Source organism: Enterobacter sp. T2 (assembly GCF_010692925.1).
GTDB classification, from domain to species: Bacteria; Pseudomonadota; Gammaproteobacteria; order Enterobacterales; family Enterobacteriaceae; genus Enterobacter; species Enterobacter kobei.
Map to the genome: position 1 here is coordinate 3,238,560 of NZ_CP048736.1, position 22,167 is coordinate 3,260,726.

19 protein-coding genes are annotated in these 22,167 nt (G+C 55.9%); 9 read left to right on the top strand and 10 right to left on the bottom strand.

From position 1 onward, the window contains the following. Positions 1 to 3 precede the first annotated feature (3 nt). The 3 genes from yeiB to G0034_RS15675 form a co-directional block, all read right to left on the bottom strand. On the bottom strand, positions 4 to 1,161 hold the full coding sequence (yeiB, locus tag G0034_RS15665) for a DUF418 domain-containing protein YeiB (protein ID WP_023338540.1): 1,158 nt from the start codon (positions 1,159 to 1,161) through the stop codon (positions 4 to 6). Between the two features lie 18 nt (positions 1,162 to 1,179). Next, positions 1,180 to 1,848, bottom strand: a complete 669-nt coding sequence (gene folE, locus G0034_RS15670) for a GTP cyclohydrolase I FolE (protein WP_014884567.1) — start codon at positions 1,846 to 1,848, stop codon at positions 1,180 to 1,182. 102 nt (positions 1,849 to 1,950) lie between these two features. Then, complete coding sequence (locus G0034_RS15675) at positions 1,951 to 3,099, bottom strand: YbfB/YjiJ family MFS transporter (RefSeq protein ID WP_117581200.1); 1,149 nt, start codon at positions 3,097 to 3,099, stop codon at positions 1,951 to 1,953. Positions 3,100 to 3,237: 138 nt separating this feature from the next. Between G0034_RS15675 and fghA the strand changes: the two genes are divergently transcribed. Together fghA and G0034_RS15685 are read left to right on the top strand one after the other, a co-directional pair. Further along, positions 3,238 to 4,065, top strand: a complete 828-nt coding sequence (fghA, locus tag G0034_RS15680) for an S-formylglutathione hydrolase (protein WP_045268786.1) — start codon at positions 3,238 to 3,240, stop codon at positions 4,063 to 4,065. A 259-nt stretch (positions 4,066 to 4,324) separates the two neighbouring features. After that, positions 4,325 to 6,310, top strand: coding sequence for a ligand-gated channel protein (locus tag G0034_RS15685; RefSeq protein ID WP_045268787.1), 1,986 nt, complete (start codon positions 4,325 to 4,327; stop codon positions 6,308 to 6,310). A 54-nt stretch (positions 6,311 to 6,364) separates the two neighbouring features. On the opposite strand, the gene lysP is transcribed toward G0034_RS15685, so the two are convergent. Both lysP and yieE read right to left on the bottom strand, forming a co-directional pair. Next, positions 6,365 to 7,834 carry a lysine-specific permease gene (lysP, locus tag G0034_RS15690; protein ID WP_014884571.1) on the bottom strand — a complete coding sequence of 490 codons (1,470 nt, stop codon included), beginning with the start codon at positions 7,832 to 7,834 and terminating at the stop codon, positions 6,365 to 6,367. Between the two features lie 170 nt (positions 7,835 to 8,004). Then, positions 8,005 to 8,871 carry a DNA-binding transcriptional regulator YeiE gene (yieE, locus tag G0034_RS15695; protein ID WP_014884572.1) on the bottom strand — a complete coding sequence of 289 codons (867 nt, stop codon included), beginning with the start codon at positions 8,869 to 8,871 and terminating at the stop codon, positions 8,005 to 8,007. Positions 8,872 to 8,968: 97 nt separating this feature from the next. Between yieE and G0034_RS15700 the strand changes: the two genes are divergently transcribed. Both G0034_RS15700 and nfo read left to right on the top strand, forming a co-directional pair. Further along, a complete protein-coding gene (locus tag G0034_RS15700) occupies positions 8,969 to 10,015 on the top strand; it encodes a YeiH family protein (protein ID WP_014884573.1) in 1,047 nt (348 codons plus the stop codon). Positions 10,016 to 10,079: 64 nt separating this feature from the next. After that, positions 10,080 to 10,937 (top strand): deoxyribonuclease IV, encoded by an 858-nt coding sequence (gene nfo, locus G0034_RS15705; protein ID WP_088127076.1) that lies wholly within the window; start codon positions 10,080 to 10,082, stop codon positions 10,935 to 10,937. A gap of 45 nt (positions 10,938 to 10,982) precedes the next feature. Here the strand turns inward: nfo and fruA are convergent, their stop codons facing one another. Genes fruA through fruB form a run of 3 tightly spaced genes read right to left on the bottom strand, consistent with a single transcriptional unit; the run spans position 10,983 to position 14,759 of the window. Further along, the gene (gene fruA / locus G0034_RS15710; protein WP_088127077.1) at positions 10,983 to 12,674 is read right to left on the bottom strand and encodes a PTS fructose transporter subunit IIBC; all 1,692 of its coding nucleotides are present in this window, start codon (positions 12,672 to 12,674) and stop codon (positions 10,983 to 10,985) included. A gap of 16 nt (positions 12,675 to 12,690) precedes the next feature. Next, positions 12,691 to 13,629 (bottom strand): 1-phosphofructokinase, encoded by a 939-nt coding sequence (fruK, locus tag G0034_RS15715; RefSeq protein WP_008500936.1) that lies wholly within the window; start codon positions 13,627 to 13,629, stop codon positions 12,691 to 12,693. After that, positions 13,629 to 14,759: a fused PTS fructose transporter subunit IIA/HPr protein gene (gene fruB, locus G0034_RS15720; protein ID WP_179121078.1), complete on the bottom strand. Its 1,131-nt coding sequence runs from the start codon at positions 14,757 to 14,759 to the stop codon at positions 13,629 to 13,631. The genes fruK and fruB overlap by 1 nt, the downstream gene beginning before the upstream one ends. A gap of 361 nt (positions 14,760 to 15,120) precedes the next feature. Between fruB and setB the strand changes: the two genes are divergently transcribed. Further along, positions 15,121 to 16,302, top strand: coding sequence for a sugar efflux transporter SetB (gene setB / locus G0034_RS15725; RefSeq protein ID WP_047027536.1), 1,182 nt, complete (start codon positions 15,121 to 15,123; stop codon positions 16,300 to 16,302). On the opposite strand, the gene G0034_RS15730 is transcribed toward setB, so the two are convergent. After that, a complete protein-coding gene (locus G0034_RS15730; RefSeq protein WP_023330932.1) occupies positions 16,299 to 16,553 on the bottom strand; it encodes a YkgJ family cysteine cluster protein in 255 nt (84 codons plus the stop codon). The genes setB and G0034_RS15730 overlap by 4 nt on opposite strands. A gap of 161 nt (positions 16,554 to 16,714) precedes the next feature. Between G0034_RS15730 and yeiP the strand changes: the two genes are divergently transcribed. Then, positions 16,715 to 17,287, top strand: coding sequence for an elongation factor P-like protein YeiP (yeiP, locus tag G0034_RS15735; RefSeq protein WP_014884579.1), 573 nt, complete (start codon positions 16,715 to 16,717; stop codon positions 17,285 to 17,287). A gap of 117 nt (positions 17,288 to 17,404) precedes the next feature. On the opposite strand, the gene uxuA is transcribed toward yeiP, so the two are convergent. After that, positions 17,405 to 18,595, bottom strand: a complete 1,191-nt coding sequence (gene uxuA / locus G0034_RS15740) for a mannonate dehydratase (RefSeq protein ID WP_014884580.1) — start codon at positions 18,593 to 18,595, stop codon at positions 17,405 to 17,407. Between the two features lie 205 nt (positions 18,596 to 18,800). On the opposite strand from uxuA, the gene G0034_RS15745 reads away from it, so the two are divergent. The 3 genes from G0034_RS15745 (at position 18,801) to G0034_RS15755 (ending at position 22,124) form a co-directional block, all read left to right on the top strand. After that, complete coding sequence (locus G0034_RS15745; RefSeq protein WP_048997185.1) at positions 18,801 to 20,267, top strand: mannitol dehydrogenase family protein; 1,467 nt, start codon at positions 18,801 to 18,803, stop codon at positions 20,265 to 20,267. 123 nt (positions 20,268 to 20,390) lie between these two features. Further along, positions 20,391 to 21,377, top strand: coding sequence for a CobW family GTP-binding protein (locus G0034_RS15750; RefSeq protein ID WP_014884582.1), 987 nt, complete (start codon positions 20,391 to 20,393; stop codon positions 21,375 to 21,377). Between the two features lie 33 nt (positions 21,378 to 21,410). Beyond that, complete coding sequence (locus tag G0034_RS15755; protein ID WP_014884583.1) at positions 21,411 to 22,124, top strand: phosphatase PAP2 family protein; 714 nt, start codon at positions 21,411 to 21,413, stop codon at positions 22,122 to 22,124. Positions 22,125 to 22,167: the final 43 nt, after the last annotated feature.

Consider the following 22,167-nt stretch of genomic DNA (forward strand, 5'->3'; position numbering starts at 1 on the left):
TCGTTATCTGGATGTATTACTCAATGATACCCCTGAAGCATGTGCGGTTAACTGACGCCACACCCACTCCAGCGGCCCCTGACGGAAATAACGCAGCCAGATAACGGAAAACGCCAGATTAACCGCCCAGATCGGAATAACAAACGCCAGCAGCCCGAGGCGGTCGAATTTCATAAACAGGCCAAAGCGATAGAAAATCGTGGTGCATATCAACGTTTGCAGGAGGTAATTGCTTAACGCCATGCGCCCGACGCAGGCGACTGCGCTGACAAGCCACAGGCGAGAAAGCTGCGGCCAGAAGCCATATATTAGTGCCGCGTAGCCGATGGTCTGGAATGGCGCGCTCAGTTCACGCGGTACCTGGAGCAGGAAAGCGCACCAGCGATAATCCCAGTGAATGTGCCACTGTGTCATCACCGCCGGGAGGTTTATCAGCACGCCGAGCAGAACCAGCCCCGCCCCGGTGCGACGATAATGACGCAGGCTGAACTCCCCTTTCAGCCACCCGGTGCGCATCAATGACGCCCCCATCAGCATCATCCCTGCCAGCTGCCAGCCGTATTGCGCCCCCAGCGCAAGAAGGTTATCCCCCAGCATATCCGCCCGGTTGCTAATGGCTTCCGTACCGCCTTTTAGCTTCCAGAACTGCTCGTACTGCAGGTTTGCAGCATCCGGGATCCAGGAACGGTTGGTCGCTTCGCCAGAGATCATCCCCAGCAGCAGCAGCACCCCAAGCCCCATGAGATAGAGCATCACGCCGGTGTTAAACAGGCTTTTAACGCTGTGCGCATCACGAATGAGACGCCAGCAGATAAGCCCGACTAACCCATACGCGAGAAGAATATCGCCGTCCCAGAAGAACAGACCGTGGATAAAACCGAGGATCACCAGAAGGGTTAAGCGCGACTGGATCCAGCGGGTGCCGCGTTTAAGCAGAAGCTGTAGTCCTGCGCCAAACAGCAGGGCAAAGAGCGTGAGGAATTTAACCTGGGCAAACAGATCAAGGATTGCCCAGGTCCAGGCATCGCTTCGGGTGATGTCGCCGTACCAGGCGGGATTGAGATAAGCGGCCTTCGGCAGACCGAAGGCGCTGATATTCAGCAGCAGGATACCCAGTATGGCGACGCCGCGAACAAAATCGAGCGTGACGTTTCGCTCCATGGTCCCTGCCCTGTGAGATTAGTTGTGGTGACGCACGGCGCGCAGGAACTCCTGGCGGGTGTTCTGGCTCGATTTAAACAGACCGCCCAGCGAAGTGGTGGTGGTTGCACTGGTCGCATCACGTACGCCGCGGGCTTTCACGCAGTAGTGAACGGCATCGATGGAGACCGCCACGTTATTGGTGCCCAGCAGCGTTTGCAGGGCAATCAGGATCTGCTGCGTAAGACGCTCCTGAACCTGCGGACGCTGCGCGAAGAACTGCACAATACGGTTGATCTTCGACAGACCAATCACCGTATCTTTCGGAATGTAAGCCACGGTCGCTTTACCGTCGATAGTGACGAAGTGATGTTCGCAGGTGCTGGTCAGCGTTATATCACGTACCGTGACCATCTCGTCCACCTTCATCTTATTTTCAATAACGGTAATTTTCGGGAAGTTGGCGTAATCCAGGCCAGAGAAAATTTCGTCGACGTACATTTTCGCGATGCGCTTAGGCGTCTCCATCAGACTGTCATCGCTCAGATCGAGATTCAGCAGTTGCATGATCTCGGTCATATGCCCGGAAATCAGACTTTTACGGGTTTCATTGTCCATATCCTCAACGGGCGGACGCAATGGCGTTTCGAGACCGCGCGCAAGCAGGGCTTCATGGACCAGGGCAGCTTCTTTACTGAGTGATGACATTTTCTTCTCCTGCAGGTGTGGCGTCTTTCGCCCTCGTTGTGGCAAAAGTATGCGCTCATTGTGCGTGAGGCGACGCACATAATCCAGTATTCACGACGATAATTATTGCAATTGCTGTTGCCTTTCAGCGTGACGATTCCAGACCAGGGCGCCGCCGATGAACAACGCGACGCCCGCCAGCCCCAGCGCAGGCTCCAGCCGGTGGGTTAGCCAGGTCGATAATGCCGACGTCACCGGGCCAATCAACTGCCCGATGGCATACCCGGTGGTGAGCAGTCCCGCCATATAACGCGTGTGGTTCGGTGCCAGCTCTCGGCCGTATAAAAGAGAGAGTTGCACGGCGCAAAGGAACCCGCCACCTACCAGCAGCCCGCCCGTCAGCAAACCGCCGATGCCCGGCAGCAGCCAGGCCGCCAGGACACCCGCGCTCTGAAGCCACAGCACGATAGCCAGCCTGCGGTTAGCCGTGGAGATATGTCGCAAGGCAATGCTGAGCGCAATCCCCACCACAGCGGCGAGACCAAAAATCGGCCAGACAAACTGGGCAAACAGGCTGCCGGGAAAGCGCACGGCGGCCATTTGCGATAAAAAGGTCGCCGGAAGGATATAGCCAAATCCCGCCAGGCTGTAGCTCCAGACCAGGCGCTTTAAATCCGCGGTCAGCCGCAGCGACTCAGGCGCAGTCCCCGGGCGATGAAGCTGACCCGCACGCGGCAGATAGCGTGCCACCAGCGCAATCAACACGAGCGCCAGCACGCCGTAGATCTGCCACGCCGCACCGGCCGAAAGGGATTTCGCCTGAATATAGACCGCGAGCAGGCCGCTCAGGGCGATACCCGCGCCGGGGCCGGCAAACACCGCAGCACTGAGCCCCGGTTTACCTAGTTGCCCCAGCCGCTCGTTGGTCCAGGCGGCAATCAGCACCATTGACCAGCCACTCATGCAGCCGATCGCAAAGCGCAGCAGGCCGTGTATGACGGCGTTATCCGCCGCCGCGGAGAGCAGCGTCAATGCAACCGCACCCGTAATGCCGAGCCAGAGCCGCGTTTCAACAAAGCGGCGCGCGCGCATGGCATCCCATGCTCCCACCAGATAGCCAAGATAATTCATCGCCGCCACCAGGCCTGCGCTGGTGAGCGTGAGTTGCCCGGCGGCAATCATCAGCGGTACCTGAGGCGTAAAGGCAAAGCGCCCTATCCCCATCGCCACCACCAGCACGACAAACCCACTAAGCGCAATACGCAGCGCCATGACCGCTCCAATTGTTAAAGAAAAGTAAATTTATGATGCAGCATCTTGCCGTTCCGCGAAAGTGAAAGTTGCTCACAGGTAAATGAAAACGCTGTATTATGATGCTAATGAATAGCTATTCTCATTAAGGAGCCTTGCATGGAACTGCTCGAAGAGCACCGTTGTTTTGAAGGTCGACAGCAGCGCTGGCGGCACGACTCCACCACGCTGAACTGCGCCATGACGTTCAGTATTTTCCTGCCTCCGGCAGAGAATCCGCCTGTTCTGTTCTGGCTTTCTGGCCTGACCTGCAACGACGAAAACTTCACAACCAAAGCCGGTGCGCAGCGTATTGCGGCCGAGCTGGGTATCGCGCTGGTGATGCCCGATACCAGCCCCCGTGGGGACGATGTGGCGGATGATGCAGGATACGACCTGGGTAAAGGCGCCGGGTTTTACCTGAATGCGACCGAGCAGCCGTGGGCGAGTCATTATCGTATGTATGACTACATCCGTGACGAGCTGCCTGCGCTGATTCAGGCCGAATTCGCGGTAAACGATCGCTGCGCCATCAGCGGACATTCCATGGGCGGACACGGGGCGCTAATCATGGCGCTGAAAAACCCCGGGAAATATACCAGCGTCTCTGCGTTCGCGCCGATTGTTAACCCAACGCAGGTACCGTGGGGACAAAAAGCCTTCACCCACTATCTGGGCAAAGATGAAACGAAATGGCAGGAATGGGACAGCTGTACGCTGATGCTGGCGAGCGACTCAGCGAATGCGATCCCGATGCTTATCGATCAGGGCGATGCGGATCAGTTCCTCGCCGGGCAACTCCAGCCCGCCGTTTTAGCTGAAGCGGCACGTCAGAAGGACTGGCCGCTCACGCTGCGCATTCAGCCAGGATATGACCACAGCTATTACTTTATGGCCTCCTTTATTGAGGATCATCTCCGCTTCCACGCGGCGCATTTGTTCGCGTAATTTTCGCTATTTGCCCGATAGCCTCTCGCCTGTCGGGCTTTTCCCCTTATTGACATAATCCTATCCGCTTGAAACCAGGCTATTTTCTTGCCAACACATTAAACACAAATGATTTCAATTATCATTTGTGTTTACAATTATACATTCTTTTGTACAATTCCAGACTCTTCTCCATCACAAAGAGTTCTTACAAGACAAATACATACAGTTCTCAGGGTTATCCCGATGGAGTTTTTTTCTTTTTATATGGAATGTACAAATGACAATACCACGCGTTAAATTGCTGGCCGCCGCCATTGGCGCCGCCACACTTTCCTCCTTCGTTCACGCAGCCGATCAGGACACCGTTGTCGTCACTGCGACGGGTTTTGAACAAAAAATCCAGAATGCCCCCGCCTCCATCTCGGTGATTTCAAAACAGCAGATTGAAGATAAAGCCTACCGTGATGTCACCGATGCCCTGAAAGACGTCCCGGGCGTCGTCGTTACTGGCGGCGGGAGCAGCAGTGATATCAGTATTCGCGGCATGGCGTCGCAGTACACGCTGTTCCTGGTGAACGGCAAACGCGTGAGTACGCGCAGTACCCGCCCAAACAGCGACAACTCGGGCATTGAACAAGGCTGGCTGCCGCCGCTGGAGTCCATTGAGCGTATCGAGGTTATCCGTGGCCCGATGTCCTCACTTTACGGCTCTGATGCTATGGGTGGAGTCATCAACGTCATTACCAAAAAAGTGTCGAACACCAAGGCCTGGACAGGTTCGTTGCATGGCGATGCAACCTTCCAGGAAAACAATGATTCCGGTGATATCTTTCAGACCAACGCCTACGCTTCAGGTCCCCTGATTGACGGGCTGCTTGGCGCAAAAGTGACGGGGCTTTTGTCACGCCGCGCAGAAGATAAGATTGTGAACGGGTATAACGAGCAGAAAATGCGTAACGGCGGTATTACGTTGAATTTCACGCCGGACGAGCAAAATGATTTCGACCTCGACTTTGCCCGTGAACTTCAGGACAGAAACAGCACGCCGGGGATGTCGAAAGCGACGGAAACCTGCCGTGGAACGACCTGTACGCCAAATACCAAAAGCGAAACCCGCTATGAACATACCACCTACTCATTAACCCACAGCGGTTATTACGACGACTTCAATACCACCAGCTATATCCAACAGGAAGAGACGAATAATCCGGATCGTGAAATGCGCTCGTACAACACCACCTTCAACAACCAGAACCAGATCTTCCTCGCCGATCATACCCTGACTCTCGGCGGGCAATATCGCTATGAGAAACTGCGCGACAACGGCAATCAGCTGGAGGCTGCCGATGGCCTGAACAAACTGACACGCTGGAGTTGGGCACTGTTTGCCGAAGATGAATGGGCAATGACGGAAAGCTTTACGTTAACCGGCGGCCTGCGCATGGACAAAGACCAAAACTATGGTACTAACTGGACGCCACGTGGTTACGGTGTATGGCACCTCGCCGATCAGTGGACATTGAAAGGCGGGGTTTCTGCGGGCTACCGTGCACCGGACCTGCGTCAGTCGTCTGCCAGCTGGGGGCAGGTAACGGGTGGTGGCCGTCTTGACGGTATCATCGTTGGCAACCCGGACCTGAAACCAGAGAAGAGTCTGAGTGAAGAGATCGCCCTGCTCTGGGATAATAACGACAATCTTAATGCCGGTGTGACGCTGTTCAATACCGACTTCAAAGACAAAATTACTGAAGTTCGCCGCTGTAACAGCAGTTCCGATCCCGCCTGTACGATTGGCGATCATAGCTATGATTTCGTGAGCGACCGCGTCAACGTGGACAAAGCCAACATGCGCGGCGTGGAGTCTACCTTCGGCTGGAAAATCACGCGCGATGTGAACTGGACTGCCAACTACACTTATACGGAATCCGAGCAGAAGAGCGGCCAGTTCTCCGGTAAGCCGTTGAACAAAATGCCAAAACATATGTTCAATACCACCCTGGACTGGCAGGCGACACCAGACGTCGGCTTCTGGAGTCGTCTGAACCTACGCGGTAAAACGTCTGAGTATCTGAGCCGTACATCGATGTCCCAGGGTACACCGTCCTATACCCAGGTGGATGTGGGTCTGCGCTACAACGCGAACAAAAACCTGCTTGTGACTGCCGGTGTGTATAACGTGCTCGATAAGCAAATTGATTACGATACGTATGACACCGTGCTTGATGGACGTCGTTATACCGTGGGCATGACTTACAGCTTCTAACCGCCCCATAAAAAAGCCCGCTCGAATGAGCGGGCTGAAAGAGAGGAATTGCGGTTATTGTTTAAATCGTTCCGGGAATTCCATTTCACTGTAGCGAACGAAGTGTGTTCCTTTCGTCAGTTTGTAACCAAACCAGATGATCAGGAACAGCGGAATACCAATGTAGGTTGCCGTGACGGCGCCCCAGTCGATAGTATCCGCGAGGAACGCTTCATAGTTCTGGCCCAGCGTAATAATCAGACACAGAATGAAGGCGAAAATTGGCCCCAGCGGGAAGAACCCTGAGCGATACGGCAGGTCGTTCAGATCATGACCTTGCATTACGTAACCGCGACGGAAGCGATAGTGGCTGATGGCAATGCCCAGCCAGGCGATAAAGCCCGTCATCCCGGAGGTGTTAAGCAGCCACAGGTAAACCGTCTGGTTGCCGAACATGGAGGTCAGGAAGCACAGACCGGCAATCACCGTGGTGGCGTACAGAGCGTTACGTGGCACACCACCGCGAGACAGTTTAGCGAAGATGCGCGGCGCTTTACCGTCGCAGGCCAGGGTGTAAAGCATACGGGTGGACGCGTACATACCGGAGTTACCCGCAGACAGCACTGCCGTCAGGATCACCGCATTCATTACCGCCGCCGCAGAGAGCAGTCCCGCGTGCTGGAAGACCAGAGTGAACGGGCTGACGCTGATGTCTTTCACATCGTTACGCAGCAGGCTTGGATCGGTATACGGAATGATCAGGCTGATAATCAGGATCGCGAACACGTAGAACAGCAGGATACGCCAGAAGACCTGACGCACCGCGCGAGGAATGTTCTTCTCCGGGTTTTCAGATTCACCGGCCGCAATACCAATCAGCTCAGTGCCCTGGAAAGAGAAGCCGACAATCATCGCCACGCCAATCATGGCCGAGAACCCACCGGCAAACGGCGCATCGCCTATTGTCCAGTTGCTCCAGCCCGCAGGCTCTGCCCCTTTGAAAATACCAACGATCATCGCCACACCGACGACGATAAAGATGATGACGGTTGCCACTTTGATCAAAGAGAACCAGTATTCCGCTTCACCAAACCCGCGTACGGAGATGTAGTTCAGCAGGAAAATGACGACCAGGAACAACGCGCTCCAGATCCAGCCCGGCGTGTCCGGGAACCACCAGGTCATCACCAGCTGTGCGGCGACGAGGTCAACGGCAATGGTAACAGCCCAGTTGTACCAGTAGTTCCAGCCCAGCGCGAAGCCGAAGCCTTCTTCCACATATTTTTGTCCGTAGGTCGAAAACGAACCGGATACCGGCATGTATGCCGCCAGTTCACCCAGGCTGGTCATAAGGAAGTAGACCATCAGGCCAATCAGGATATAAGAGAATAATGCCCCACCCGGGCCAGCTGCCGAAATCGTTGCGCCAGAGGCAACGAAAAGACCTGTACCGATGGAGCCGCCAATGGCGATCATCGTCAGGTGACGCGCCTTGAGTTCACGACGTAGCGTGGGCGCTTCTGTGGTTTTAGTTTCTGAAACCATGTGAAAATGCTGTCCATTCAATAAATGAGGCGCGATTGTAGCAGACGATCGGCGTTCCTTCCGGCAGAAATACTCAGTTATAAGAGAGCTTCATGACGCGGCCAGGATTATAAGTAAAGCATCATTTTTCCCTCCCCCTTTTGGGGAGAGGGCCAGGATGAGGGGCAATTTCACATCTCGCAATAGCGCAGAAAACGCTGCAGCGAACTGGAAAGGTGTTTCTGACGATGATGGATGCACCACAGCGTGCGCACCAGTTTCGGCAATGGAACAGGAATTTCCACCAGCGATCCCGTCTCAAGCTGTTCGGCAATCACGCGTCGGGAAAGGCAGCTGATACCCAGTCCATGACGCACCGCATGCTTAATCGCCTCCGAGTTCCCCAGCTCCATTCCCAGCTGGAAATGCGGCAAATGAGACAGCAGCAGGTAATCGACAATTTCACGCGTGCCGGAACCCTGCTCGCGCAGGATCCACTGAGCCTGCGCCAGGCGCTCCAGCGTCACCTCGCCCTGTAATAAAGAAGAGGCCGGGGAGGCAAACACCACCAGCTCGTCTTCCAGCCAGGGCTCTGCGATGATATCGACGTTGTGGCACGGACCTTCAATGAGACCGATATCCACGCGAAAATCGATCACCGCGTTGATGACGTCCTGGCTGTTACCCACGCTCATCTCCAGCGGCAACGAGGGAAAATCCCGGCGATAGCGGGCAATCACTTCCGGCAGGATGTAGTTACCGATGGTACTGCTGGCAAAAACGCGGATCGCGCCGTTGTCTTCGCGGAACAGCTGTTCAATTTCGATAGCCTGCTCCAGCAGAGCCAGCGCGCGCGGGTAAAGCAGGCGGCCATGCTCATTGACCACCAGACGCTTCCCTACCCTGTCGAAAAGCTGAACGCCTAACTGTCCTTCAAGATCGGTCAACGCCGCGCTAACGGCAGACTGAGAGAGCGCCAGCATTTGTGACGCCTGAGTCGTAGAGCCGCTCTTCAGCACTTCGGCAAACACTTCCAGCTGACGCAATGTAATGTGCATGGTCACTTACCACTTATATAGATTGATTATAAGTATATAATCAATTTTATTTTTAAGCCAGATCGCCGTAACCTTTAGCCAGACAAAGGAGAAGGTTATGTCAGAACTCACCTTACAACATCATCGTACAGTGTGGCACTTCGTGCCGGGTCTCGCGCTCAGCGCCGTCGTCACCGGTGTGGCCTTATGGGGCGGCAGTATACCGGCAGTGGCCGGCGCCGGGTTTAGTGCCTTAACGCTGGCTATTTTGCTCGGCATGGTGGTCGGGAATACCGTCTACCCGCACATCTGGAAATCCTGCGACGGGGGCGTCATTTTCGCCAAACAACATTTATTACGTCTGGGCATTATTCTTTACGGTTTCCGCCTGACCTTTTCGCAGATTGCGGATGTCGGCGTGAGCGGGATTGCCATTGATGTCCTGACCCTTTCGAGCACCTTTATGCTGGCGTGCTTTATCGGCCAGAAGGTGTTTGGCCTGGACAAGCAGACCAGTTGGTTAATTGGCGCAGGCAGCAGCATTTGCGGTGCGGCAGCGGTACTGGCAACGGAACCGGTCGTTAAAGCTGAAGCCAGTAAAGTGACGGTGGCCGTCGCGACGGTGGTTATCTTCGGTACGCTGGCAATCTTCCTTTATCCGGCTATGTATCCGCTGGTGGCGCACTGGTTTAGCCCGGAAACCTACGGCATCTATATCGGTTCGACGATGCACGAGGTGGCACAGGTGGTCGCAGCAGGTCACGCCATCAATCCGGAAGCGGAAAATGCCGCGGTCATCGCCAAAATGCTGCGCGTCATGATGCTGGCCCCGTTCCTGATTTTCCTGGCCGCGCGGGTTAAGCAGCTGGCTCCGGCAGGTGGCAGCGAGAAAAGCAAAATCACCATCCCGTGGTTTGCGATCCTGTTCATCGTGGTCGCTATCTTTAACTCGTTCCACCTGCTGCCAAAAGCGGTCGTGGATATGCTGGTGACGCTGGATACGGTGCTGCTGGCCATGGCGATGGCGGCTCTGGGTGTGACCACGCACGTCAGCGCCCTGAAAAAAGCCGGTGCAAAACCGCTGCTGATGGCGCTGGTGCTCTTTATCTGGCTGATTGTGGGCGGCGGCGCGATTAACCTCGCCGTACACAGCCTGATGGCATAAACCCTCTCGTCGTTCTCCTGTTAACCCGTTATGATAAGCGTTTCGGGTTAACAGGAGTCTTTTTATGAAATATGTTGGAGCGCACGTCAGCGCTGCAGGTGGCCTTGCAAACGCCGCCATTCGCGCCGCCGAAATCGAGGCAACCGCTTTCGCCCTGTTCACCAAAAATCAGCGCCAGTGGCGCGCCGCACCGCTCACCACCGACGTGATTGATGATTTCAAAGCCGCCTGTGAAAAATACCACTACGGGCCGGGCCAGATCCTTCCCCACGACAGCTATCTGATTAACCTCGGTCATCCGGTTCAGGAAGCGCTGGATAAATCCCGCGAGGCGTTCCTTGATGAAGTGCAGCGCTGTGAACAGTTGGGGTTGACGCTGCTGAACTTCCATCCGGGTAGCCATCTGATGCAGATCGACGAAGACGCCTGTCTGGCGCGTATTGCTGAGTCCATCAACATCACCCTGGAGAGAACCAACGGCGTGACCGCGGTGATCGAAAACACTGCCGGTCAGGGCAGCAATCTCGGTTTTAAGTTCGAACATCTGGCGGCGATCATCGACGGCGTGGAAGATAAATCCCGCGTGGGCGTGTGCATTGATACCTGTCACGCGTTTGCGGCCGGTTACGATCTGCGTACAACCGAGGCAACGAAAAACACGTTCGATGAGTTTGAGCGCATCGTTGGCTTCAAGTACCTGCGCGGTATGCACCTCAACGATGCGAAGAGCGCCTTTGGTAGCCGGGTTGACCGCCACCACAGCCTGGGCGAAGGCAATATCGGTCACGATGCATTTCGCTTTATTATGCAGGATGCCCGTTTCGACGGTATCCCCATGGTGCTGGAAACCATCAATCCGGATATCTGGGCGGAAGAGATCGCGTGGCTCAAGGCACAGCAGACCGCTGAACAGGCGGCATAAAAAAAGCCGGGTTGCTTAGCACCCGGCTTTTTTGTTGCTTATCGCTTACGCTGCTTTTGCAACCCCTTCCGCTTCCGGACGTTTCAGCACCGCGTAAGAGAGACCCGCCACCAGCGTACCGGCAATGATTGCCAGCAGGTAACCCAGTACCGGGGTGATTGCGCCTGGGATCAGCAGGACGAACAGACCACCATGTGGTGCCATCAGCTTCGCGCCAATCGCCATGGAGATGGCCCCCGTCACCGCACCGCCCACGATACAGCATGGCAGCACACGCATTGGATCACGCGCCGCGAACGGGATTGCACCTTCGGTGATGAAGCACAGACCCAGCACCAGCGCCGCTTTACCACCTTCCTGCTGCGCTTTGTCGAACTTACGACGGGCGATAATGGTCGCCAGGCCGAGCGCCAGAGGTGGCACCATACCGGCCGCCATGATCGCCGCCATCGGCGCGTAGGTCTGGGTACTCAGCAGGCCAACGCCAAACGCGTATGCCGCTTTGTTCACCGGACCGCCCATATCGGTACACATCATACCGCCGAGGATTGCGCCCAGCAGAACCGCGTTCGCCGTACCCATGGTTTGCAGCCAGTGGGTCAGACCCGTCAGGATGCCCGCTACCGGTTTACCGATGAGGTAAATCATCGCCAGACCCACCACCAGGCTGGAAATCAGCGGGATGATGAGAATCGGTTTCAGCGCTTCCATACTCTGCGGCAGCTTCAGCTTCGAGCTGATCAGCTTCGCGACGTAACCGGCCAGGAAACCGGCAATGATACCGCCGATAAAGCCGGAACCGGTGCTGACGGCCAGCATACCGCCGATAAGACCCGGCGTCAGGCCAGGACGGTCAGCGATGGAGAAAGCGATAAAGCCTGCCAGAACCGGCACCATCAGCGCGAATGCTGACCCCCCGCCGATCTGCATCAGCGCAGCCGCAAGCGTACCTTCTTCTTTAAATGCTGTAATACCAAACGCAAACGACAGCGCGATACACAGACCACCCGCCACCACCATCGGCAGCATGTAAGACACACCCGTCAGCAGGTGACGGTAGGCCCCCGCAGACTCTTTCTTCCCTTCGGTGGCGGTTTTAGCCGCACCGGTAGCCTGGTAAGGTTTGGCTTCCGCCAGCGCTTTATCAAATTCCTGAGCGGTCTTTTTCAGCGCCAGGCCGGTTGAGGTGCGGTACATCGGCTTACCGGCAAACTTCGCCAGATCGACTTCGATATCGGCCGCCACAATCACCAGATCGGCTTCCGCCACTTCTTCCGGGGTGATGGCGTTACCGGCACCCACGGAGCCACGGGTTTCGACTTTTACCCACCAGCCGCGTTTTTTCGCTTCGGTTTCAATGGCTTCAGCCGCCATAAAGGTATGCGCTACCCCGGTTGGACACGCCGTTACCGCCACAATGCGTTTCGGCCCGGTGGCCGCAGTCGCGGTCGGTGCTGTCGCGACAGGTGCGCTGTAAACCGACGCGTGGCCTTTCGCTTCACTCAGGAACAGTTCTGGATGTGCCACCGCGCGATTAATATCGCCCAGCCACACTTTTTTGCCGTTCAGCGCACTGTCCGCAGGGATTTTATCACCCAGAACAATCGCCAGTTCAGCATCACCCGGGTTATCAATGATGTCCAGGTGTGCTTTTTGTGCCGCCGCGCCCAGCAGGGTCTTCGCCATATAGGCGCGAGCCTGTCCGAGACCGGAGTCAATGATCAGCAGCGTTTTCATTATTCCTCTCCTGCTGTTAGTTAAAAGGTTTTAAGTCAACGCGCGCCATCATCGCGGCTAACTGGGTACGATCGGTAATACCGACATTGCTCTGGCTCACGGCCAGGGCTGCAACGGCGGTGGCAAGACGTAACGTATGTTCACTGGATTCACGCATCAGCAGGCCGTAAATCAGGCCGCCAACCATCGAATCCCCAGCGCCAACGGTACTCACAACTTCCATTGACGGCGGTTTGGCAATCCATTCGCCAGAAGCGTTAACCCACAACGCGCCTTCTGCACCCAGCGAGATCACGACGTGCGCGATACCCTGCTCACGCAGGGCATGGGCTGCATCAATCACATCTTTTAATTCTGGCAGCTTACGGCCAGCCCAAATCTCCAGTTCGCGGCGATTCGGCTTCACCAGCCATGGAGACGCTTTCAGACCCGCAACCAGTGCGTCACGGCTGCTGTCGAAAATAATGCATGGGCACTGGCTACGCAGGCGCGTCATCCAGTCGGTAAACGCTTCCGGGCTCACGCCGGACGGCAGGCTGCCGCTGACGCACACCATGTCGAACTGACCGAGCCAGGTGAGGGAGTCGTTAACAAAGCGCTCCCAGTCTGACGGGGTGACTTCGAAGCCAGAGAAGTTCAGGTCGGTCACTTCACCGTCTTTCTCCGTCAGCTTGACGTTGATACGGGTACGGCCCTGAACGACCTGGAAGCGGTTAGCAATGCCCAGCTCGCTGAACAGCTGCTGGAAACCGTCCTGGTTATCTTTACCGAGGAATCCACCCACGGTGACATCGATACCGAGATCCTTGAGCACTTTCGCGACGTTAATCCCTTTGCCCGCAGCATGCAGGCCAGTGGTACGCACGAGGTTTACTTCGCCGCGCTCAATCTCCGGGCAAAACCCCACCAGGTCATATGCCGGGTTCAGCGTAATAGTCGCAACACGTCTGCTCATTATGCGCCCTCCCCCAGACCTGCCGCGATGGCGTCGCCAATCGCTTTCAGCGCCTGTTCAGCATCAGCACCCTGCGCGGTGAAACGCAGACGGTGACCTTTCTTCACGCCCAGCGCGACCACTTTCATCAGACTACGGCCGTTGGCCGGTTTGCCCGTGCCATCAAGGTTAGCCACGGTGATCTCACTTTCGAATTGTTTAATGGTATTCACCAGCATGGTGCCTGGACGGGCGTGCAGGCCGTGTTCGTTACGTACCACGAACTCAGCGGTCAGCAGGTCATCCGTCAGCGCATCATCACTGGTCAGCAGAGCCAGCACGGTGGCAGCATCCGCGTTCAGCAATTTTTCAGCTTTATTATTCAGCAGCAGATCGCCCAGACGCTTCAGCACCGACACTGGCTGCTCATCGTTCATCGCCACGGTGACCAGCATGGCGGCAGGCTCACCCTCAACGTCAAACGCTGTGGCTGCACGGCTCACCGCGATAGCACTGCGCAGGTTGCCTTCAGCACTGTCGTTCAGCCAGATACCCTGGCCAAGATTCAACGGTTTGTCGTTAATCACGCGCGTCACAAAGGTGGCATCAGCCGCCCCGGCTTCTTTAAGACGACCCGCGTTCAGCGCCTGCAGCGTGACCAGATCCGAAGCCACTACATCCAGCGTCAGCGTGTCATTATCCAGTTTCAGCGCTTCACTCTGTTTTTCACCCATCAGCAAGGCACGCAGCTCTTCAGCGGTTGTCGCAGACTTCAGCTGTTCCGCCACGGCGTCATCACTCAGGACATGCGTTAGCTGACGCAGCAGGCCTAAATGTTCGTCGCTGCTCGCCGCAATGCCGATAGCCACATACGCTACCTGACCTTCGCCCCAGAGCACGCCCTGCGGGAACTGATAAACCTTCACGCCGGTTTTCAGCACCTGGTCGCGGGTGTCTGTTGTACCGTGCGGAATGGCAATCCCATTACCGAGGAAGGTGGAGGTCTGCTGCTCGCGCGCCAGCATACCGTTTACGTAGCCATCCACGACGTTGCCTGCCTGCACAAGGGCAGCGGCGACCTGACGAATAGCCTCTTCTTTATCCCCGGCCTGAGCGCCCGGGTGAATATCCTGAACAGATAACTGGAACATGGTTCTCCTCTCCTGCTGAAAGTGAATCGTTTCAGCTTACATGAGAAAAAATACGCTAGCCTGCTCCGTTTGCTAAAACAAGATAGCGCTGAAACGTTTCAAAAAGTCTTGCGCTTTCTGCAATGTCTTGCAAGAAAAGTCGTATTTCCGATCTCAGAATTTAGAGATGCAGCACATTTCTTCCGCATTCAGCTGAATTTTGCTGAAGTTCAGCAAATCAGTTTCAGCTAAGTTCAGCCAGCAGGGTGAGAAGTTGAAATGCCATTTTGATTTTTCGTGGCATCATTGACCTCGTCCACTGTTTATTTTTTAGCTAACGGCGTAAACTCCGCCCCTCTCTGTTACTCGCTAATTATAAAACATGCATAACACCCCTGCGGCCACCTCGCCGAAGCCCTTCGATTTGACGTCAACGGCGTTCCTGATTGTTGCCTTCTTCACGGGCATTGCTGGCGCGTTGCAAACCCCAACGCTGAGCTTATTCCTGACCAACGAGGTTCACGCCCGTCCCGCGATGGTTGGCTTCTTTTTTACCGGGAGCGCCATTATCGGCATCCTGGTAAGCCAGTTCCTGGCGGGCCGTTCCGACCGAAAAGGCGATCGTAAAAGCCTGATCGTTTTCTGCTGCCTGATGGGCGTCCTGGCCTGCGTTTTGTTTGCCTGGAACCGTAGCTACTTCATTTTATTGTTCGTGGGGGTTTTTCTGAGCAGCTTTGGCTCAACCGCCAACCCGCAGCTGTTTGCCCTCGCCCGCGAGCATGCCGACCATACCGGGCGTGAAGCGGTGATGTTCAGCTCGGTCCTACGTGCTCAGGTGTCGCTGGCGTGGGTGATTGGCCCGCCGCTGGCTTACGCGCTGGCGATGGGGTTTGGCTTTACGGTGATGTACCTGAGCGCGGCGGTCGCGTTTGTGGCGTGCGGTGCGATGGTGTGGTGCTTCCTGCCGTCAATGCGCAAAGAGCCCAAAGTGGCGACAGGCGTTCTGGAGGCCCCGCGCCGTAATCGTCGCGATGCCCTGCTGCTGTTTATTATCTGCACGCTGATGTGGGGCACCAACAGCCTGTATATCATTAACATGCCGCTGTTTATTATTGATGAACTGCATCTGCCGGAGAAACTGGCCGGCATAATGATGGGCACCGCTGCCGGTCTGGAGATCCCGACCATGCTGATAGCGGGCTATTACGCGAAGCGTTTCGGAAAACGTTTTTTGATGCGCATCGCGGCCGTCGCCGGGCTGCTGTTCTACGTCGGTATGCTGACGGTCCATACGCCGGGGCTGCTGCTGGCTTTACAGCTGCTGAACGCCATCTATATCGGGATTCTGGCGGGGATTGGCATGCTCTACTTCCAGGATCTGATGCCGGGCCAGGCAGGCTCAGCGACCACCCTTTATACTAATACCACGCGCGTGGGCTGGATTATTGCAGGCTCCATGGCCGGGGTCGTTGCTGAGATCTGGAACTACCACACGGTGTTCTGGATTGCGCTGGTGATGTGTACGCTGACCATTGGCTGTCTGGCGAGAATCAAAGACGTTTAAGGCGCGGTGAGCGCTTCCAGCTCAAGCAGATAGAGCATCGCCTGCGCACGCGAACTGCCACACATCTCGACCCCAGGCTGTAGCCCGGAGCAGACCTTCGGGCGCAGGGGCGAACCAAAGATCATACACAGGTTGGATTCAGAGAGCTGAACACAGCGGGTATTGGCGGGCTTGCCCTCCGGCATTCCGGGTATCGGGCTTGAAATGGACGGAGCGGTACAGCACGCGCCGCAATCTGGACGACAATCCATACATGCTCTCTCAGTGACGAAGCCCGTGCAGTCGGGCATCGGGCGCACAGTAACACCTTTTGTGCGTTGATAGCAAAAGCCACGAATTCCGCTTGCCTGAAAGGCCGCGCACGAGTAATTTGGCGCGATATTTTTTACCTCCCGTAAACAGGATTATTGCAATGCCAAGAGCGAACGAAATTAAGAAAGGTATGGTACTGAATTACAACGGCAAACTGCTGATTGTGAAAGACATCGACATTCAGGCTCCCAGCGCCCGTGGTGCTGCCACGCTGTACAAAATGCGTTTTGCCGATGTGCGTACCGGCCTGAAAGTGGAAGAGCGCTTTAAAGGTGACGATATTGTCGATACCGTGACCCTGACCCGTCGCTATGTTGATTTCTCTTACGTCGACGGCAACGAGTACGTGTTCATGGATAAAGAAGATTACACCCCGTATATCTTCACCAAAGATCAGATTGAAGAAGAGCTGCTGTTCATCCCTGAAGGCGGTATGCCTGACATGCAGGTTCTGACCTGGGATGGCGTGCTGCTGGCGCTGGAACTGCCTCAGACCGTCGATCTGGAAATCGTTGAGACGGCACCTGGCATCAAGGGCGCATCCGCAAGTGCCCGCAACAAACCTGCCACTCTGACCACCGGTCTGGTTGTGCAGGTGCCGGAATACCTCTCCGCAGGCGAGAAAATCCGCATCCATATCGAAGAAAAACGCTATATGGGTCGCGCTGACTGATAGCGGCGTTTGTCGGGTGGCGGCTTCGCCTTACCCGACCTACAAAAACACAAAAACCGGCTCTCAGGCCGGTTTTTTTGTAGGCCCGGTAAGCGTAGCGCCACCGGGCAACAGAGCTTAAAGAAGCTCCGGGTATTTCGTCATCTTCAGCGCCAGCTCAACGCCGCGCACTTCCGCCATCCCTTTCAGTCGGCCTATCGCCGAATAGCCAGGGTTGGTTTTCTTGCGCAGATCGTCCAGCATCTGGTGCCCGTGGTCCGGGCGGAACGGAATAGGACGGACATCGCCAGCCTGCTTACGACGCGCCTCTTCTGCCAGGATGGCATCGACCACCGCGACCATATTGACGTCTCCGCCCAGGTGCGCGGCCTCGTGGAAGGTCTTAGGATTATCCTCCCGGCAGGTTGCGCGCAAATGCGTGAAGTGAATGCGATCGCCAAAGGCTTCAATCATCTGCACCAGGTCGTTATCCGCGCGAACACCGTAGGAACCCGTACACATGGTAAAGCCGTTATAGATGCTGTTGACCGTCTCTTTCAGCCACTGCATATCTTCGATAGTGGAAACGATGCGCGGCAGACCGAGGATAGGACGCGGTGGATCGTCCGGATGCACGGCCAGACGCACGCCGACTTCTTCCGCAACCGGTACGATAGCGCGCAGGAAATAAGCCATGTTTTCACGCAGCTGGTTCTTATCAATATCGCCGTATTCCGCCAGACGCGCGCGGAACTGGTCCAGCGTGTATCCCTCTTCTGCGCCCGGCAGGCCCGCAATGATGTTGCGGGTCAGCTTTTCAATATCCGCTGCACTCGCGTCATTAAACCATTGAAGCGCCTGCTGCTGCTCTTCAGCGGTGTAATCCGCGTCGGCGCCAGGGCGTTTCAGGATGTGCAGCTCAAATGCAGCAAAGGCAATCTGGTCGAAACGCAGCGCTTTTGAGCCGTCCGGCATCGGGTATTCCAGATCGGTCCGCGTCCAGTCCAGAATAGGCATGAAGTTATAGCAAACCGTATCAATGCCGCAGGCCGCCAGGTTGCGAATGCTCTGCTGGTAGTTCGCAATCCAGGTCTGGTAATCCCCGGAATGGGTTTTGATATCTTCGTGGACCGGAATGCTCTCCACGACAGACCAGGTTAATCCCTTCTCCGCCAGCAGCGCCTGGCGCTGTTGAATTTCCTCAACCGGCCAGACCTGGCCGTTAGGAATGTGATGCAGCGCCGTCACGACACCCGTTGCGCCAGCCTGACGCACATCATCAAGAGAAACCGGATCGTTCGGCCCGTACCAACGCCAGGTTTGTTCCATTGCCTCACCCTCTAAAGTTATTATACCAATATGTGTTACTGCAATGACGACTACCATACATGTTTAGCGTACAGGGTCAACATACCGCCACACGTTGATTGATCTAACTCACAGAACGGGGATATTTACGGCTCACCAATTTTATTTGCTGTCATATAACTTTACACTGGCATTGTTAATTAATGGTTAATCAGGTGTGTATTTCATGAAGACAATTGCCTCCACCTCGCTTCCTGCCCATGTTCAGCAACCTCGCTACGATCGCAAGCAATTACGCTCCCGGATCGTCCATTTTGGCTTTGGCGCATTTCACCGCGCGCACCAGGCGCTGTTAACAAACCGGGTGCTGAATGAAAAAGGCGGCGACTGGGGGATTTGTGAGATTAGCCTCTTTAGCGGCGATGTGCTGATGGGCCAGCTGCGCGGGCAGGATCATCTGTTTACCGTGCTGGAGAAAGGTGCTGAAGGAAATCAGCCAATCATTGTCGGCGCCGTTCATGAATGCCTGAATGCAAAGCTTGACTCGCTGTCCGCCATTATTGAGAAATTTTGTGAGCCCCAGGTGGCGATTGTATCGCTCACCATCACTGAGAAAGGCTACTGCATCGATCCCGCGACCGGTAAGCTGGATCGACAAAACGCGCGGATCCAGCACGACCTGGACAACCCCGCCGAACCGCATTCTGCGCCTGGGATCCTGGTCGAGGCGCTACATCGCCGCCGCGAGCGAGGTTTGCCAGCGTTTACCGTGCTTTCCTGTGACAATATTCCTGACAATGGCCACGTGGTGAAAAATGCCGTGCTTGGCATGGCGCAGAAACGTTCCCCGGCCCTGGCGGAGTGGATCGAAGGCCACGTGAGTTTTCCGGGCACGATGGTCGACAGAATTGTTCCCGCGGCGACGGAGGCCTCGCTTGCAGAAATCGCCGATGCGCTCGGCGTCGACGATCCGTGTGCCATCAGCTGCGAGCCGTTTATTCAGTGGGTGGTGGAAGATAATTTTGTTGCCGGGCGTCCGGAGTGGGAAGTGGCAGGTGTCCAGATGGTGCAGGACGTTCTGCCGTGGGAACAGATGAAATTACGCATGCTCAACGGCAGCCACTCTTTCCTGGCGTATCTGGGATACCTCGCCGGGTACGCGCATATTAATGAATGTATGGAGGATGCCGCCTTCCGTGAAGCCGCCCGGCGGTTAATGCTGGAGGAGCAGGCGCCTACGCTGCGTATAAAAGATGTGGACCTGACCGCCTATGCCGACAGCCTGATTGCGCGCTTCGCCAACCCGGCGCTGCAACACCGGACCTGGCAGATTGCGATGGACGGTAGCCAGAAACTGCCGCAACGGATGCTGGATGGCATCCGCATCCACCTTGAGCGAAATACCGACTGGCCTCTTCTGGCACTGGGCGTTGCCGGCTGGATACGGTACGTCAGCGGTACCGACGAACGCGGCAACGCGATTGATGTTCGCGATCCCCTCAGCGATAAAATTCGCGCGATTGTCGGGGCCAGCCGCGACGCTGACCGCGTTAACGCGCTGCTGGGGCTGAGCGAAGTCTTTGGCCACGATCTCCCCCAGAATAGCGTATTTGTTGAGGCGGTAAGCGAGGCATACGCGCGCATCACCCGCCGCGGCGCCCGTCAGGCTGTTATAGAAACGTTAAATATTTAACGATTATTGCGCTTAACGCGAACGGACGTCGCCTCCGTTCGCCCTTCCCCTTCTCATTGGGTACGTTTTTCGCCAGGATAAGAGAATAGTGTTATAGCATCACAATTCTCGACTGGAGTGCATGTGACCAAAACGAACCTCATCACCGGTTTTCTCGGCAGCGGTAAAACCACCTCAATTCTCCATCTGCTGGCGAATAAAGATCCGGCAGAAAAATGGGCCGTACTGGTCAATGAATTTGGCGAAGTGGGCATTGATGGTGCGCTGCTGTCAGAGAGTGGCGCAATGATTAAAGAGATCCCCGGCGGGTGCATGTGCTGCGTCAATGGCCTGCCGATGCAGGTCGGGCTCAATACGCTGCTGCGTCAGGGTAAACCGGACCGCCTGCTGATTGAGCCTACCGGTCTGGGCCATCCGAAGCAGATCCTCGATTTGCTGACCGCACCGGTCTACGAGCCGTGGATCGATCTGCGCGCCACCCTGTGCCTGCTCGACCCGCGTCTGCTGCTTGATGAAAAAGCGGTGGCCAATGAGAACTTCCGCGATCAGCTCGCCTCGGCGGACGTTATTGTCGCTAATAAAGAAGATCGCGCCACGGCGGAAAGCCAGGCCGCGCTGGAGGCGTGGTGGCAACATTTCGGCGGCAATCGTACCCGCGTGCAGACCACCCAGGGAAAAATCGATAGCGCCCTGCTCGACCTGCCTCGCCAGAATCTGGCGGAACTCCCGGCCAGCGCAGAGCATGCTCATCACCATCCCGTTAAACAGGGACTGGCGGCGCTTAGCCTGCCAGAGCACCAGCGCTGGCGACGTAATCTGAACAGCGGCCAGGGATATCAGGCCTGCGGATGGATTTTCGATGCCGATACGGTTTTCGACACCATAGGCATCCTTGAGTGGGCCAGACTTGCGCCGGTTGATCGCGTAAAAGGCATTATGCGCACGCCAGACGGGCTGGTGCGGATCAACCGTCAGGGCGAGGATTTCTTTATCGAAACGCAAAACGTCGCGCCGCCGGATAGCCGAATAGAGTTAATTAGTGCGGTTAACGCCGACTGGAATGCCCTGCAGTCCAGCCTGTTGAAGCTTCGTTTAAGTTCAGGCGGCTAACGTTGCCCCAGTTTTCACTCTATGCTGAACGTTATGACAACTCGATTTCCCCTGATATTACTGCTTAATGTCGCCGGTCTGGCGCTCTTTTTCTCCTGGTATATCCCGGCGAATCACGGTTTCTGGTTCCCGCTGGATTCAGGCCTGTTTCATTTCTTCAACCAGGCGCTGGTGAAGAGCGATGCGTTCCTGTGGCTGGTGGCAATCACCAACAACCGCGCCTTCGACGGCATTTCCTTGCTGGCGATGGGTGGTCTGATGCTCTCTTTCTGGCTCAAAGAGGATGGCACAGGGCGTCGCCGTATCCTGATCATCGGTCTGGTGATGCTTCTGGCTGCGGTGGTTATTAATCAGCTGGCGCAACATCTGATGCCGGTAAAACGCGCCAGCCCGTCGCTCTCTTTCCCGAATATTTACCGCGTCAGCGAATTGCTGCATATTCCAACGAAAGATGCGTCGAAAGACAGTTTTCCGGGCGATCACGGCATGATGCTGCTTATTTTTTCGGGTTTCATGCTGCGCTATTTCGGCAAGAAGGCATTCACTATTGCCCTGCTTATTGTGGTGATATTTGCCTTCCCGCGCGTGATGATTGGCGCTCACTGGCTGACGGATATTGTCGTGGGTTCTCTTTCAGCAGTGCTGATTGGTCTGCCGTGGGTGCTGATGACCCCCTTGAGCGATCGCCTGATTGCCGTTTTTGATCGCTATCTCCCGCGCAGAAAGCAACAAGTATTAAACAAATAACTACCGTTTTTTAACGTTAACCGTCAGGGATCATTGCGATCCC